This window comes from Actinosynnema sp. CA-299493, assembly GCF_050946825.1.
Taxonomy (GTDB): Bacteria; Actinomycetota; Actinomycetes; order Mycobacteriales; family Pseudonocardiaceae; genus Actinosynnema.
Map to the genome: position 1 here is coordinate 8,135,971 of NZ_CP191993.1, position 15,661 is coordinate 8,151,631.

Consider the following 15,661-nt stretch of genomic DNA (forward strand, 5'->3'; position numbering starts at 1 on the left):
AGATCGCTCTGCCGGCCGTCGCGCGGACCCGTCGGCGTGATCATCGGGCCGATCGGGTGATCGAGCCGACCGCCGTGCCTGGCGTCCCCTGCCCGAGTGATCTTGGTCGCTCGATCGGTACCGGCGTGGCACGCCTTCGGAACCGATCACGAGTTGCAAATCTGCTCGAATCGCGAGACGGACGCCACCACCAAGTGTGCGATCCGGGAGAACGGGGTAGGAACAGCGAGTAAAGAGGGTGTCCCGGTGGTGGGTGGTCCCACCGCTGCGGGCAGACTTGACCGCGCAAGCGTCACACCAGGTGAGAGGGGCGCTGCCGATGAGCGGACGACTCGGTATCGACGATGTCTCCCCGACCGTGAGCGGCGGTCGCTACCCGGCGAAGGCCGTGGTCGGCGAACACGTGCCGGTCGAGGCCACGGTGTGGCGCGAGGGCCACGACGCCGTGGCCGCCACGGTGGCGTGGCGGGGACCGGACGACCGGGTCGCCAGACAGACGAGGATGGTCCCGCACGGTGACGGGCTCGACCGCTGGGCCGCCACGATCGTGCCGGACAAGCCGGGCGCGTGGACGTTCCGCGTCGACGCCTGGAGCGACCCGTGGGCCACCTGGGAGCACGCCGTCGAGGTCAAGATCGCCGCGGGCCAGAGCGCGCACGAGCTGGCGAACGACCTGGAGGCCGGCGCGCTGCTGCTCGACCGCGTCAGCCGCCGTCCCGACCGGCGCAAGGACAAGCCGCTGCTGGTCAACGCGGCCACCGCGCTGCGCGACGAGCACCGGCCCCTCGCCGAGCGGGTCGCGCCCGCCCTCGCGGGCGACGTCCGCCGGATCATGCACGAGCACCCCGTCCGCGAGCTGGTCACCCGGGGCAAGCCGCAGAAGGTGTGGGTCGACCGCAAGCTGGCGGCGTTCGGCTCCTGGTACGAGTTCTTCCCCCGCAGCACGGGCGGCGTCGACGAGTCGGGCGTCCCGGTGCACGGCACGTTCGTCACCGCCGCCAAGGAGCTCGACCGCGTCGCGGCCATGGGCTTCGACGTCGCCTACCTGCCCCCGATCCACCCGATCGGGCGGGTGAACCGCAAGGGCCCGAACAACACGCTCACCGCCACCGAGGACGACCCGGGCTCGACCTGGGCCATCGGCGCGGACGAGGGCGGGCACGACGCGATCCACCCGGAGCTCGGCACGATCGAGGACTTCGACGCGTTCGTGGCCCGCGCGAACGAGCTGAACATCGAGGTGGCCCTGGACCTGGCGCTGCAGTGCGCCCCGGACCACCCGTGGGTGCTGAAGAACCCCGAGTGGTTCACCACCCGCCCGGACGGCTCGATCGCCTACGCGGAGAACCCGCCGAAGAAGTACCAGGACATCTACCCGGTCAACTTCGACAACGACCCGCAGGGCATCTACAACGAGGTGCTGCGCGTCGTGCTGCACTGGGTCGACCACGGGGTGCGGATCTTCCGGGTCGACAACCCGCACACCAAGCCGCCGGACTTCTGGGCGTGGCTGATCTGGGCGGTCAAGGACCGCCACCCGGACGTGCTGTTCCTGTCCGAGGCGTTCACCCGCCCTGCCCGCCTGTACGGCCTGGCCAAGCTCGGCTTCACGCAGAGCTACACCTACTTCACCTGGCGCACGACCAAGGAGGAGCTGACCGAGTTCGGCAACGAGCTGGTCGAGCACTGGGATGAGGCACGGCCCAACCTGTTCGTCAACACCCCCGACATCCTGCACGAATCGCTCCAGCACGGCGGTCCGGGCATGTTCGCGCTGCGCGCGGCGCTGGCGGCGACGATGGCGCCGACCTGGGGTGTGTACTCGGGCTACGAGCTGTTCGAGCACGAGGCCGTCCGGCCGGGCAGCGAGGAGTACCTGAACTCGGAGAAGTACCAGCTCCGCCCCCGCGACTACGCGGCGGCGGTGGCCGAGGGACGGTCGCTGGAACCGTGGTTGCGCAAGCTGAACGCGATCCGCCGGGCGCACCCGGCGTTGCAGCAGATGCGAACACTCCGGTTCCACCACGTCGACAACCCGGCGTTGATCGCCTACTCCAAGCAGGACCCGGCCACGGGCGACACGGTCGTCGTCGTGGTCAACCTGGACCCGCACGAAGCGCAGGACGGCACCGTCTGGCTGGACCTGCCCGCGCTCGGTGTCGACTGGCACGAGCGGCTGATCGCGCACGACGAGGTGTCCGGGGAGACCTGGGACTGGGGTCAGGCGAACTACGTCCGCCTGGAACCCTGGCGCGCCCCGGCGCACGTCGTCGGCGTCCAGCGCAGGTTCGGCAGCGCCGGTTAACCCGGCCGAGAGAAACCCAGCCCGGTCCCCTTTACCGAGTCCCCGTGCCCGCCGAAGAGCACGAGGGACGATCGAACGCACCCCCAATGAGGTGGGACGAGGTGGAGCACACATGCAGGAAGAGGCACGACCCGACGCCGCGCTGGTAGGCCTGGAGAACGTGCCGCACACCGGCGAGGCCATCGGCGCGGACGGCCTGCTGGTCGAACCGCAGGCCGAGGACTTCCGGTCGGCCAAGCTGGTGCCGCGCGAGCGCGACTGGTTCAAGGGCGCGGTGTTCTACGAGGTGCTGGTGCGCGCGTTCAGCGACTCCAACGGCGACGGCACCGGAGACCTGCGGGGCCTCGCGTCCCGGCTGGACTACCTGGAGTGGCTCGGCGTCGACTGCCTGTGGCTGCCGCCGTTCTACGCCTCGCCGCTGCGCGACGGCGGCTACGACATCTCCGACTTCCGCGCGGTGCTGCCGGAGTTCGGCTCGGTCGAGGACTTCGTGTACCTGCTGGACGAGGCGCACCGGCGCGGCATCCGGGTGATCACCGACCTGGTGCTCAACCACACCAGCGACGCGCACCCGTGGTTCCAGCAGTCGCGGACCGACCCGGACGGACCCTACGGCGACTACTACGTGTGGAGCGACGACGACCAGCGCTACGCGGACGCGCGGATCATCTTCGTCGACACCGAGTCGTCCAACTGGACCTACGACCCGGTGCGCGGCCAGTTCTACTGGCACCGGTTCTTCTCCCACCAACCCGACCTGAACTTCGAGAACCCGCACGTCCAGGAGGCCATGCTGGACACCCTGCGGTTCTGGCTCGACCTCGGCATCGACGGGTTCCGGCTCGACGCCGTGCCGTACCTGTTCGAGCAGGAGGGCACGAACTGCGAGAACCTGCCGCGCACGCACGACTTCCTCAAGCGCTGCCGCAAGGTCGTCGACGACGAGTACCCCGGCCGGGTGCTGCTCGCGGAGGCCAACCAGTGGCCGTCGGACGTGGTGGAGTACTTCGGCGACCCCGATGTCGGTGGCGACGAGTGCCACATGGCGTTCCACTTCCCGCTGATGCCGCGCATCTTCATGGCGGTGCGGCGGGAGTCGCGGTTCCCGATCTCGGAGATCCTCGCGCAGACCCCGGAGATCCCGTCCGGCGCGCAGTGGGGCATCTTCCTGCGCAACCACGACGAGCTGACGCTCGAGATGGTCACCGACGAGGAACGCGACTACATGTACGCGGAGTACGCCAAGGACCCGCGGATGAAGGCGAACATCGGCATCAGACGTCGCCTGGCACCGCTGCTGGAGAACGACCGCAACCAGCAGGAGCTGTTCACCGCGATGCTGCTGTCGCTTCCCGGCTCGCCCGTCCTCTACTACGGTGACGAGATCGGCATGGGCGACAACATCTGGCTGGGCGACCGCGACGCGGTGCGCACGCCGATGCAGTGGACCCCGGACCGCAACGCGGGGTTCTCCAGCTGCGACCCCGGCCGGATCTACCTGCCCGTGATCATGGACCCGGTGTACGGCTACCAGGCGCTCAACGTCGAGGCGCAGCTGAACAACCAGTCCTCGCTGCTGCACTGGACCCGGCGGATGATCGAGGTCCGCAAGCAGCACCACGCGTTCGCGGAGGGCGACTTCACCGACCTGGGCGGGTCGAACCCGAGCGTGCTGGCCTACCGGCGGCGGTGGCTGCGGCCCGACGGCCACGAGGACGTCGTGCTGTGCGTGAACAACCTGTCGCGGTTCCCGCAGCCGGTCGAGCTCGACCTGTCGGAGCACCACGGCAGCCGGCCGGTCGAGCTGACCGGCGGCGTCGTGTTCCCGACCGTCGGCGACCTGCCCTACCTGCTGACCCTGCCCGGGCACGGCTTCTACTGGTTCCAGCTCGTGGAAGCCGGCGACGACAGCGAGCCGAGGTGATGGACGTGACGGAGCCCCACGACCTGGTCGACAGGGTGATGGCCGAGCTGCCAGAGTGGCTGCCGGCGCAGCGGTGGTTCGGCGGCAAGGACCGCCCGGTCACCTCGATCCGCCCGCTGCGGACGGCGGTGCTGCGGGCCGAGGAGCCGGTGCTGGTGCACCTGGTGGTGGAGGTGGAGCAGCCGGACCGGCGCGAGCCGTACCAGCTGCTCGTCACCGACCACGTGGACAACTACGACGCGACCCACGTGCCGGAGCTGACCGGCGTGCTGCTCGACCTGGTCGCCGAGGGCGTCGAGGTCGAGGGCCTGAGGTTCGCGCACGAGCCGGGAGTGGAGCTGCAGACGGGGCTGCGCGGCCGGCCGATCACGTCCGAGCAGTCCAACACCTCGATCGTGTTCGGCAACCAGTACATCCTCAAGCTGTTCCGCAAGCTGACCTACGGCGAGAACCCGGACCTGGCGCTGCACCGGGCGCTGCGCCAGGTCGGGTGCGAGCACATCGCCCAGCCGCTCGGGTCGATCACGGGACGGCTGGACGGCCGGACCACGACCGTGGGCATGCTCCAGCAGTTCATGCCGGACGCGGTGGACGGCTGGGCCATGGCCACCACGAGCGTGCGCGACCTGATGGCCGAGGCCGACCTGCACGCCGACGAGGTGGGCGGCGACTTCGCCGGCGAGGCGCAGCGGCTGGGTCAGGCCGTGGCCACCGTGCACGCGGACCTGGAGCGCGCCCTGGGCACGCAGTCCGCGGACGCGGAGAACATCGACCGGACCGTGCGGGCGATGATCACGCGGCTGGACTCGGTGGTCGCCTCGGTGCCGGAGCTGCGGCCGTACGTGCCCGCGTTGCGGGAGGCGTTCGAGCAGGCCAGGGAGACGCCGGACGCGGTGGCGGTGCAGCACATCCACGGCGACCTGCACCTCGGCCAGGTGCTGCGGACCGTGCAGGGGTGGCTGCTGATCGACTTCGAGGGCGAGCCGGGCTCGCCGATCGCGGAGCGGATGGAGCTGCGCTCGCCGTTGCGCGACGTGGCGGGGATGCTGCGGTCGTTCGACTACGCGGCCCACCAGCTGCTCGTCGGCCAGCCGGAGGACCACCAGCTGACCGTGCGGGCGCTGGAGTGGTCGCGGCGCAACCGCGCGGCGTTCGCCGAGGGCTACGCGGAGGCGGCGTCGGACTCGGTGGGCGACCCGCGCAAGCGGGGCTACCTGCTGCGGGCGTTCGAGCTGGACAAGGCCGTCTACGAGGTCGCCTACGAACACGCGAACAGGCCGGAGTGGTTGACGGTCCCGTTGTCGTCGATCGCGCGGATCACTGGAGAGGGAGCGGTGCAGTCATGATCTCGCCCGAGGACGTCGACCGGCTGCTGGCCGGGGCGCACCACGACCCGCACTCGGTGCTCGGCGTGCACCACGTCCCGGAGGGCGTGGTCGCGCGGGCGTTGCGGCCGGGCGCGACCGCGGTGGCGGTGATGGCCGGCGACAAGCGGTTCGAGCTGGACCGGGTCGCCGACGGGCTGTTCTCGGGCGAGCTGCCCGAGCACCCCGGCGACTACCGGCTGGAGGTCGAGTACGGCGACCGGGCCGTCGAGGTGGACGACCCGTACCGGTGGCTGCCGACGGTCGGCGAGCTGGACCTGCACCTGATCGGCGAGGGGCGGCACGAGCGGCTGTGGGACGTGCTGGGCGCGCGGGTGCGCACCTACGACACGCCCGACGGCACCGTCTCCGGTGTCTCGTTCGCCGTGTGGGCGCCGACCGCGCGCGGTGTGCGGGTGTGCGGCGACTTCGACGGCTGGGACGGTCGCGCGAACCCGATGAGGTCGCTCGGCTCGTCCGGCGTGTGGGAGATCTTCATCCCCGGCGTCCCGGAGGGCACCCGGTACAAGTTCCGGATCCTCGGCCGGGACGGCGGGTGGCACGAGAAGGCCGACCCGATGGCGTTCGCCACCGAGACGCCGCCGCAGACCGCCTCCGTCGTCACCCGGAGCGCGCACGAGTGGGGTGACGCGGAGTGGCTGGCCAGGCGCGACGCCACGCAGTGGATCAACGCGCCGATGAGCGCCTACGAGGTGCACCTCGGCTCGTGGCGGCCCGGTCTGGGCTACCGGGAGCTGGCCACGGAACTGGCGGACTACGTGGTGGACGCCGGTTTCACGCACGTGGAGCTGATGCCGGTGGCCGAGCACCCGTTCGGCGGGTCGTGGGGCTACCAGGTGACGTCGTACTACGCGCCGACGTCGAGGTTCGGCTCGCCGGACGACTTCCGGCACTTCGTGGACGTGCTGCACCAGCGCGGCGTCGGCGTGATCATGGACTGGGTGCCGGCGCACTTCCCGAAGGACTCGTGGGCGTTGGCGAGGTTCGACGGCAGCGCGTTGTACGAGCACGAGGACCCGCGCCGGGGTGAGCACCCGGACTGGGGCACGCTGGTGTTCGACTTCGGGCGCAACGAGGTGCGCAACTTCCTGGTCGCCAACGCGCTGTACTGGATCGAGGAGTTCCACATCGACGGCCTGCGGGTCGACGCGGTGGCCTCGATGCTGTACCTGGACTACTCGCGGCAGGAAGGGCAGTGGCTGCCCAACCAGTACGGCGGTCGGGAGAACCTGGACGCGGTGCGGTTCCTGCAAGAGCTGAACGCGACCGTCTACAAGCGGTACCCCGGCGTGGTGATGGTGGCGGAGGAGTCGACGGCGTGGCCGGGTGTCACGCGGCCGACGCACCTGGGCGGCCTCGGGTTCGGGTTCAAGTGGAACATGGGCTGGATGCACGACTCGCTGCACTACCTGTCGCGCGAGCCGATCCACCGGTCGTTCCACCACAACGAGATCACGTTCTCCCTGGTGTACGCGTGGAGCGAGAACTTCGTGCTGCCGCTGTCGCACGACGAGGTCGTGCACGGCAAGGGGTCGTTGTGGCAGCGGATGCCCGGCGACGACTGGAACAAGGCGGCCGGGCTGCGGTCGCTGCTGGCGTTCATGTGGGCGCACCCGGGCAAGCAACTGCTGTTCATGGGCGGCGAGTTCGGGCAGCGGGAGGAGTGGTCGGAGGGCCGGTCGCTGGACTGGCACCTGCTGGAGTCGCCGCTGCACGGCGGCCTGCACCGGCTGATCGGCGACCTGAACCGGGTGTACCGGGGCTCGCCCGCGCTCTACAGCGCGGACGACAAGCCCGAGGGGTTCTCGTGGATCGACGCGAACGACTCGGCGGGCAACGTGCTGAGCTTCCTGCGGATCGGTGAGGACGGCTCGGTGCTCGCGTGCGTGGCGAACTTCGCCGGCATGCCGCACCACGACTACCGGGTCGGGCTGCCGGCGGCGGGTCGGTGGCGCGAGGTGGTGAACACGGACTCGGAGGTCTACGGCGGGTCCGGGGTCGGGAACTTCGGCGTGGTGGAGGCCGAAGAGCACCCGTGGCACGGCCGGCCCGCGTCGGCGGTGCTGCAACTGCCGCCCGCGGGCGTGCTCTGGCTGGCGCCGGAGGCCCCCGCGGTCACCGCGACGCTCACCGCGGAGGACCGGGCGAGCGTCGAGGGCCCGATCGACCCGGACGACCTCGCCACCTTCTGATCCGAGCCGCCGCGGCCGAGCGGGGTCCTCGACCAAGAGGCCCTGCTCGGCCGGAGGCAGCGCGCCGAGATCCGAACCGTGAAGTGCGGAACGTCGTCCGCGGGGGTCGGCGCCTGCCATGCTGGGCCCCATGGCGAACGAGGTGTGGGCGGTCGGCGAGGCGTACGAGGCTTACGTCGGGCGTTGGAGCGCGCCAGTCGCGAGGCGGTTCCTCCGACTGCTGGACGTGCCGGCGGGCCGCCGGTGGTTGGACGTCGGCTGCGGCACCGGGGCGCTGACCACCGCGATCCTCAAGGTCGCCGACCCGGCCGAGGTCGTCGGGGTCGACCCGTCCCAGGGGTTCCTGGCCACCGCCGAGCACCGGGTCGCCGACCCGCGGGCGGCCTTCCACGTCGGTGACGCCCGGTCACTCCCGCTGCCCGACCACGCCTTCGACGCCGTGGTCAGCGGTCTCGCCCTCAACTTCGTGCCGGACCCCGTCCGGGCCGTGGCCGAGTTCGCCCGGGTCGCCGCGCCGCGCGGCGTGGTCGCCGGCTACGTCTGGGACTACGCCGAGGGCATGGCGATCACCCGCTTCTTCTGGGACGCCGCCACCGACCTCGACCCGGCCGCCGCCGCCCTGCACGAGGGCAGGCGCTTCCCCCTCTGCCGGCCCGAACCGCTCCGCGACCTGTGGACCGGCGCCGGGCTGACCGGGGTGCGCGTCGAGGCGTTGGAGGTGCCGACGGTGTTCACCGACTTCGACGACTACTGGCGCCCGTTCCTCGGCGGCCAGGGACCCGCGCCCGGCTACACCGCGTCCCTGCCCGAGGACCGCCGCCGCGCCCTGCGCGACCTGCTCCGCACCCGCCTGCCCACCCACCCGGACGGCTCCATCCGGCTCGCCGCGCGGGCGTGGTCGGTGCGCGGCGTCACGGCGCCGGCGTGAAGCCCGGCAGCAGCTCGGGCAGCCGTTCGGCGCCCCGTCCGGTGACGAGGAGCTCCCTGGTGCCGTCCTGACGGCGGACCAGGTCGTCGGCCACGAACGCGTCCAGCACGAGCCGGCCCAGGTCGCCGCCCAGGTGCGGGACGCGGTGCGTGCGGTCCAGGCACGCCAGCGCGAGGCTGCGGCGCGGCGCCACGACGTCCGGGTCGACGCCCAGGCGGTGCAACGCGGTCGGGTCGTCGCCCGGCGCGAGCTCGCCGGTGCGGCCGTCGGGCGGGCGGAGCGCGCCGGCCTCGACCAGGGTCGCGAACACCGAGATCCCCAGCCGGCCGGCCGCGTGGTCGTAGCACGTGTGGGCGACGTCCACGGGCGATGACGCGCGCTGGGGCGTGACGAGGTCGCCTTGGTGGGCGTAGCGGGCCAGTGCGGTGAGGACGTCGGCGACGTCGGCCCGGCCGACCCGGTAGACGGCGTGCCGGCCGGTGTGCTCGACCGTGACGAGACCGGCGGCGCGCAGGCGGGCCAGGTGGTTGCCCAGGCGCGGCGGCGAGACGCCCATGGCGTCGGCCAGCTGCACCATCGTGTGCGGGCCCTCGGCGGCGAGCAGTTGCAGCGCGGTGAGCCGGACCGGGTCGGACAGCTCACGGGCCAGCGCGACGACCGACGCCTGGACGGCGTTGCCGGAGTCGACCCATCCCGCCACGAGCGCACCCTATCACCGTTCACGATGCCCTGAACCCTGATTGCGACCCTGACCGGCCCGCGTTACGGTCAGAGTTCAGCCAATCGTGAAGGGTGAGTGCCGATGGGGTTGGGCGTGCTGCTGTGGGGACGCGGCGTCTCGGCGCTCGGCGACGGCCTGTGGTTCACCACGTGGGCCTTGTTCTTCACCCGCGTGCTCGGGCTGCCGCCGGTCACGGTCGGCGTCGGCATGGCGGTGGCGGGCGCGGCGGGGTTGGTCGCGGCGGTGCCGCTCGGCGCGCTGGCGGACCGCTTCGACCCCCGGCTGGTGCTGGCGGTGATCACCGTCGTGCGCGCGCTGGCCATGACGTCCTACCTGGCGGTGGACGGCGCGTGGTCGTTCCTCGCGGCGACGGTGGCGTTCACCGCGCCCGCCAACGGCGGCAACGCCGTGCGGACGGCGTTGATCACGGGCCTGGTGACCGAGGACGCGGCCAGGGTGCGGGCGTTGGCGAAGCAGCGGGTGGCGCAGCACGTCGGCTACGCGATCGGCGCCGGGCTCGGCGCCCTGGTGCTGACCGCCGACGACCGCTCCACCTACGCGCTGGCGATCACCGGCAACGCGATCACGTTCGGCGTGCTGGCGGTGACGACGCTCGCCGTGCGCAGACCGGCGCCGGTCGACGGGACGCCGCGCGCGCGTGCCGCGGTGCGCGACCGCCCCTACCTGGCCGTCGTCGCGGTCACCTCGGTGCTGTCGCTGTGCTGGGCGATGCTGTCGACCGGGCTGCCGCTGTGGCTGTCCCGGTCGACGGACCTGCCGCTCGCGCTGGGCGGCGTGGTGGTGGTCGTCGGCTCGGTGGGCATCGCGGTGTTCCAGGTGCCGTTCTCGCGGTTCGCCCGCACCCCGGACCAGGCCGCGCGCACGGCGGTGCGGTCGGGGGTCGCCCTGGCCGCGAGCTGCGTGCTGCTCGCCACGACCGCGGGCGGCTCCGGTGCGGTGGGCGTGGGGGTCGTGGTGGCCGCGGCGGTGCTCCACGTGGTCGGGGAACTGGGTTACGTGGCCGCGAACTGGGGTTTGTCGGTCGGCCTCATGCGTGACGAAGCCCGTGGCGCGTACCAGGGGGTGAACGAGGCCGCCACCGCCACCGTGCAGCTGTTCGGGCCCGCCGTCTTCACGCTCGCGCTCGGTGGTCTCGGCGCGGGGGGTTGGCTCGCGGTGGCGGTGGTCTTCCTGGTCGCGGTCGCGCCCGTGCCCGCGCTGACCAGGTGGGCGACGCGCACCCGTGAGCCGGCGGTGCCGTCGAACACGACCCCGTAGGGGTTCGGGGCGGGCACAATGGCCCCATGCGGCTCGTATCGGCTCGGCTGGTCCTGCTGGCGGCGGTTGTGCTCACGGCGAGCGCCTGCGCCCACGCGATCCCGGGCACACCGGTGGCGGGCGAGGCCGTCACCAGGGGCACCGTCGACCCGGGCTTCATCCGGGGCACCGACGGCGGCCCGATCGACCAGCTGGCGGCCACCGCCGTCACCGACATCGACAAGTTCTGGCAGGAGGCGTTCCCGGACACGTTCGACCGGGAGTGGGAACCGCTCAAGGGCGGCATCTACTCGGTCGACACCGCCGACTCCTCCGCCAAGCCGCCGCCGTGCACCGAGAAGGCGAGCGACGTCGAGGGCAACGCGTTCTACTGCCCCAGCGCCGACGCCATCGCCTGGGACCGCGCCGCGCTGCTGCCCGTGCTCAAGGACCGGTTCGGCGACGCGGCCGTGGTGATCGTGCTGGCGCACGAGATGGGCCACGCCGTGCAGAACCGGATGGGCATCACGCCGGAGGCCGAGCGGCGCGAGCCGCAGCGGTTCCCCACGATCCTCACCGAGGCGATGGCCGACTGCTTCGCGGGCTCGTTCACCAAGTGGGTCAACGACGACAAGTCCGAGCACCTCGACATCGGCTCCGACACGCTGGACTCGGCGCTGGGCGCGCTGATCACGTTCCGCGACCCGGTCGGCACCTCGGCGAGCGACCGGTCCGCGCACGGCAACGCGTTCGACCGGGTGTCCGCGTTCCAGGACGGCTACCAGCAGGGCACCGGGTTCTGCGCGGCCATGACGACGGACAACCGGGTGTTCACCCAGCAGGCGTTCACCTCCGCCGACGACCGCGACCGCGGCGGCAACCTGCCGTTCGACGAGATGCTGGAGAACGTCACGCCCGACCTGAACCTGTACTACAAGGCCCTGGTCGAGCAGGCGGGCAAGAAGTGGACCGACCCGAAGTCCACGCCCACCGAGGAGGAGCCGGACTGCTCCGGCGACCAGGGCCCGGTGGCGTACTGCCCGGCGGAGAAGTCGGTGGAGTTCGAGGTGAAGGCGGACCTGCCCGAGCTGCACGCCGAGATCGGCGACTACGCCACCGGCCTGCTGCTGGCGAGCCGGTACGCGATGGCCGCGATGGCGGCGGTGGGCGCGGACCTCGACGGCGAGCGCGCGGCGACCAGCGCGTTGTGCCTGGCCGGCGCGTACACGCGGGAGGTGTTCACCCGGCAGAAGGGGTTCGGGCTGTCGCCCGGCGACCTCGACGAAGCGGTGCAGGTGCTGCTCGCCTACGACTACGCGGCACGTGACGCGACCGGGTCGACGTCGCTCGGTCCGGGGTTCAAGCGGGTCGAGGTGTTCCGCGGCGGCGTGTTCGAGGGCGTCGAAGCCTGCGGTGTGGCCTAGTCCCCGGAGCCGGCCAAGTAGGGTTCGGGCTTGGATCGGCACGACCGGGGATGGGGCTTGGGCATGGCTCGACGGGCTTGGGTTGCGGCGACGCTCGCCACCGCGATGGTGCTGACCGGGTGCACCCAAACGGTGAGCGGCTACGGCCGGTCGGAACGGCCCGACGTCACCAAGGTGGCCGGGTTGGACATCACCACCGGTGAGAGCGGCGCGAAGCCGGGCGTGCCGGACGCCGACCTCCAGGTGGAGAACGGCGACGGCGGCGAGATGGACCGGCTCGCGATCAACACGCTGGCCGACGTCGAGGAGTACTGGGCCGAGCAGCTGCCTGCGCGGTTCGGCACGGAGTTCGAGCCGGTGAAGCGGTTGGTGTCCTACGACTCCAACGGCAAGGGCGTCGAGATCTGCCGCACCAACACCGCGGGCGTGGCCAACGCGTTCTACTGCTCGTTGGACGACTCGATCGCGTGGGACCGCGGCGAGCTGCTGCCGATGCTGGACGACGCGTTCGGGCCGATGTCGGTGGTGACCGTGCTGGCGCACGAGATGGGCCACGCGATCCAGTACAAGCTCGGCGACATCGGCGGGATCAACCAGGCCACGCCGTCGATCATCAAGGAGCAGCAGGCCGACTGCTACGCGGGCAACTTCTTCCGGTGGGTGGCCGAGGGCAAGTCCAAGCACTTCCGCATCTCGACCGGGCCCGGGTTGAACCAGGTGCTGGCGACGATGTTCTTCATCCGGGACGCGGCGGGCACGTCGGCCGAGAAGCAGGGCGCGCACGGCAGCGCGTTCGACCGGGTGGCGGCGTTCCAGTTCGGGTTCGCCGGTGATCCGACCCGGTGCGCGGAGATCGACGAGGCCGAGATCAAGGCGCGGATCACGCAGCAGAAGTTCGACGCGGAGGACAAGGACACCGGGCAGGGCAAGGGCAACCTGAAGGTGGACGACCAGCGTTCGCTCGACCTGCTGGAGGAGTCGCTGCGCGCGGCGTTCAACGAGGCCGCCGCCACGCCGCCCGCGTTGTCCACCTCGTCGTCCGCGCAGTGCCCGGACGGCGGCGACACCTCGCCCGCGGCGTACTGCCCGGCGACGAACTCGATCTCCATCGACCTGCCCGACCTGGTGAAGATCGGCACGCCGCCGAAGCGGGGGCAGAAGGGCGGGATCGGCGACTTCGCCGCGTTCGCCGAGATCGCGTCGCGGTTCGCGCTGTCGATCCAGAAGGCGACCGGGTACGGGCTGGAGGGTCCGGCGGCGGGGTTGCGGACGGCGTGCCTGACCGGGGCGTGGGCCGGGACGACGAACAGCGCGCCGGCCCAGGGCAAGGCGGCGCTGCGGCTGTCGTCGGGCGACCTGGACGAGGCCGTGGCCGAGCTGCTGGCGGACAAGAGCCTGATCGCGGCGGACGTGAACGGGACCGTGGTGCCGTCCGGCTTCGCCCGCGTCGAGTCGTTCCGCGACGGCTTCTACCAGGGCGCCGGCCTCTGCACCCGCAAGTACGCCGGCTGACCCGGTGCGGCCGAGCGGTGGTGGCTGACAGGGGCCCGGCGGGCGGACCCCTGTCAGCGGACGGGCTCAGAACAGGGCGCTGGCCAGGTTGCGGCGGGCCTTGGCGACCCGGTCGTCGTCCGGCGGGAAGAGCTCGAACAGGCCCACCAGGTGTTCGCGGACCTTGTCGCGGTCCTCGCCGAAGACCCGGCGGACCGTGTCGACCAGCCGCTTGAACGCCTGGTCGACGTCGTTCGTCGCCAGCTCCAGGTCCGCGGCGGCGAGTTGGGCGTCCACGTCGTCCCGGTCGGCGTCGGCCTTCGCGATGGCGTCCGCGGGCACCGCCTCGGCCCGAGCCGTGAACCGGACCTGCGCCAGGGCGGCCTTGGCCTCGGCGTTGGCCGGTTCGGCGGCCAGGATCGCCTCGTACGCGGCCTCGGCGGCGGCGAAGTCGCCCTGCTCGAAGGCGTCCTCGGCGGCGGCGAAGCGGGGGTCCTCCGGCTCGGCGACGGGCTCCTCGTCGGGTACCGCCCCGCGGTTCGCCTCGGCCGCCTTGATGCCCGGCAGGCGGTCGCGCAGGGCGTCCAGCAGGCGGGCGATCCACTGGCCGAACTCGGCTTCCGGCAGCGGTCCGGCGAAGGCGTCGAGGGGCTGGCCGCCGGCGATGGCGACCACGGTCGGCACGGACTGCACGCCGAACACCTGGCCGATGCGCGGGTTGGCGTCGAGGTCGACCCTGGCCAGCAGCCAGGTGCCGCCGCCCGCCCGGGCGGCGCGTTCCAGCACGGGTGAGAGTTCGCCCGCCTCGGGGCTCCACGCCGCGGTCAGCTCGACGACGACCGGGATGTCCAGGGAGCGTTCGACGACCGACTGGAACGTCGCCTCAGTGACGTCGAGCACCCACGGGCTCGGACCGGCGTCCGAGCCGCCGACGGCTCCGCCGGAGCCGGGCGACGGGGGTGGGGCGGTGGCGCGCTGCCTCGCGGCGTCGGCCCGGGCCTTCAGCGCGCCGAGGTCGACCGCCCCGGACAACGCGGCGGACAGTGCGGCGGTCTTTCGGGGGTCTGGCCTTGTCACGCCTTCCATCCTGGCACGAGTCCGGCGGCCGGCCGCGCGCGGCTAGCCGGGGAGTTGCGCGACCGGGTCGATCGCCATCGGGTTCGTCCGCATGGCCTCGTTCAACCGCCCCAGGCGAAGCGCGATCGGGGTCGTCAGCTCGGCGAAGCGGGCGGTGCCCGCCGCGCCCAGGACATCCCACGGACGGGTGGCGGCCTCGTCGGTGCGCCGTTCGACGTCCTCCCGCAACGCCCGACCGGCGGGCGTGAGGCCGGCGCTGGTGCCGGCGCCGTTGCCGACGCCGTCGCGGTCGCGGTCGCGGTCGCGGAGCAGGCCACGGCCGATGAGCGTCGCTTCGGCTTCCCGCCATTCCTCTTCCGACCAGCCGCGCGCGCTGCGCATGTACGCCGGGTCCAAGCCCTTGTCGGCGCCGAACAGCACCAACGTCTCGCACGGCCCGAGGTCGGCGGCCACCAGCGCGGCCACGTGACCGTCACCACGCGACTCGCGCAACGTCGTGCAGGCCTGCCACAGCGCCAGGTGCGGCTCGTCGGGCAAGGGCAGCGCGCGGTTCGCGGCGGCCAGCACCCGTCCCGCCGTCGGCGCGGCCTCGGCCGCCTGAGCGGCCAGTTCGGCGGCCTCGGCGACGTCCAGGCTCGCCAGCATCCGCCGCAACGCCCCGTCGACGCCCTCCAGCCGTGCCTCCAGGAAGCGGGCGGGATCGGCCACGTCCCAGGCGTCGGGCAGCGCGCGGGCCACCATGCGCGGGTGGAAGTTGTAGAACGCGGCGGTCACGACCTCCGGCGACGCCGCGCCCAACGGCGCCGCGCGCTGGCCGAAGTAGCCCATCCAGCCGCCCTTGCAGCCCAGCGCGTCGGTGACCGCCCGTGACTCCGGCGAGAAGTACGTGACGTCGTGGTAGGTCTCGAAGCGGACCCACAGGTCTCTCGGCTCCATGACCACCAAGATAGTCGGACG

General features: G+C 72.2%; 11 protein-coding genes. 8 read left to right on the top strand and 3 right to left on the bottom strand.

The annotated features are described in order from the left end of the window. Positions 1-319 precede the first annotated feature (319 nt). From ACQPYE_RS34715 to ACQPYE_RS34735, 5 genes are all read left to right on the top strand, one after another. Positions 320-2,305 (top strand): alpha-1,4-glucan--maltose-1-phosphate maltosyltransferase, encoded by a 1,986-nt coding sequence (locus ACQPYE_RS34715; RefSeq protein ID WP_498717321.1) that lies wholly within the window; start codon positions 320-322, stop codon positions 2,303-2,305. Between the two features lie 112 nt (positions 2,306-2,417). Further along, positions 2,418-4,229, top strand: coding sequence for a maltose alpha-D-glucosyltransferase (treS, locus tag ACQPYE_RS34720; RefSeq protein WP_498717322.1), 1,812 nt, complete (start codon positions 2,418-2,420; stop codon positions 4,227-4,229). 5 nt (positions 4,230-4,234) lie between these two features. Next, entirely contained in the window at positions 4,235-5,575 is a 1,341-nt protein-coding gene (locus ACQPYE_RS34725; RefSeq protein ID WP_498717323.1) for a maltokinase N-terminal cap-like domain-containing protein, read from the top strand. Further along, positions 5,572-7,806: a 1,4-alpha-glucan branching protein GlgB gene (glgB, locus tag ACQPYE_RS34730; protein WP_498717324.1), complete on the top strand. Its 2,235-nt coding sequence runs from the start codon at positions 5,572-5,574 to the stop codon at positions 7,804-7,806. The genes ACQPYE_RS34725 and glgB overlap by 4 nt, the downstream gene beginning before the upstream one ends. A 130-nt stretch (positions 7,807-7,936) precedes the next feature. Further along, positions 7,937-8,734 carry a class I SAM-dependent methyltransferase gene (locus ACQPYE_RS34735; RefSeq protein WP_498717325.1) on the top strand — a complete coding sequence of 266 codons (798 nt, stop codon included), beginning with the start codon at positions 7,937-7,939 and terminating at the stop codon, positions 8,732-8,734. Here the strand turns inward: ACQPYE_RS34735 and ACQPYE_RS34740 are convergent. After that, positions 8,718-9,434 carry an ArsR/SmtB family transcription factor gene (locus ACQPYE_RS34740; RefSeq protein WP_498717327.1) on the bottom strand — a complete coding sequence of 239 codons (717 nt, stop codon included), beginning with the start codon at positions 9,432-9,434 and terminating at the stop codon, positions 8,718-8,720. The genes ACQPYE_RS34735 and ACQPYE_RS34740 overlap by 17 nt on opposite strands. Before the next feature lie 102 nt (positions 9,435-9,536). Here ACQPYE_RS34740 and ACQPYE_RS34745 point away from each other — a divergent pair, with 102 nt between their 5' ends. The 3 genes from ACQPYE_RS34745 to ACQPYE_RS34755 all read left to right on the top strand — a co-directional run bounded on the left by ACQPYE_RS34745 (position 9,537) and on the right by ACQPYE_RS34755 (position 13,648). After that, entirely contained in the window at positions 9,537-10,733 is a 1,197-nt protein-coding gene (locus ACQPYE_RS34745; protein ID WP_498717329.1) for an MFS transporter, read from the top strand. A 26-nt stretch (positions 10,734-10,759) separates the two neighbouring features. Then, the gene (locus ACQPYE_RS34750; RefSeq protein WP_498717330.1) at positions 10,760-12,136 is read left to right on the top strand and encodes a neutral zinc metallopeptidase; all 1,377 of its coding nucleotides are present in this window, start codon (positions 10,760-10,762) and stop codon (positions 12,134-12,136) included. A 63-nt stretch (positions 12,137-12,199) separates the two neighbouring features. Then, a complete protein-coding gene (locus ACQPYE_RS34755; RefSeq protein ID WP_498717331.1) occupies positions 12,200-13,648 on the top strand; it encodes a neutral zinc metallopeptidase in 1,449 nt (482 codons plus the stop codon). Positions 13,649-13,714: 66 nt separating this feature from the next. On the opposite strand, the gene ACQPYE_RS34760 is transcribed toward ACQPYE_RS34755, so the two are convergent. Further along, entirely contained in the window at positions 13,715-14,704 is a 990-nt protein-coding gene (locus ACQPYE_RS34760; RefSeq protein ID WP_498717332.1) for a co-chaperone YbbN, read from the bottom strand. Positions 14,705-14,746: 42 nt separating this feature from the next. Continuing rightward, a complete protein-coding gene (locus tag ACQPYE_RS34765; protein WP_498717333.1) occupies positions 14,747-15,640 on the bottom strand; it encodes an SCO6745 family protein in 894 nt (297 codons plus the stop codon). Positions 15,641-15,661 lie beyond the last annotated feature (21 nt).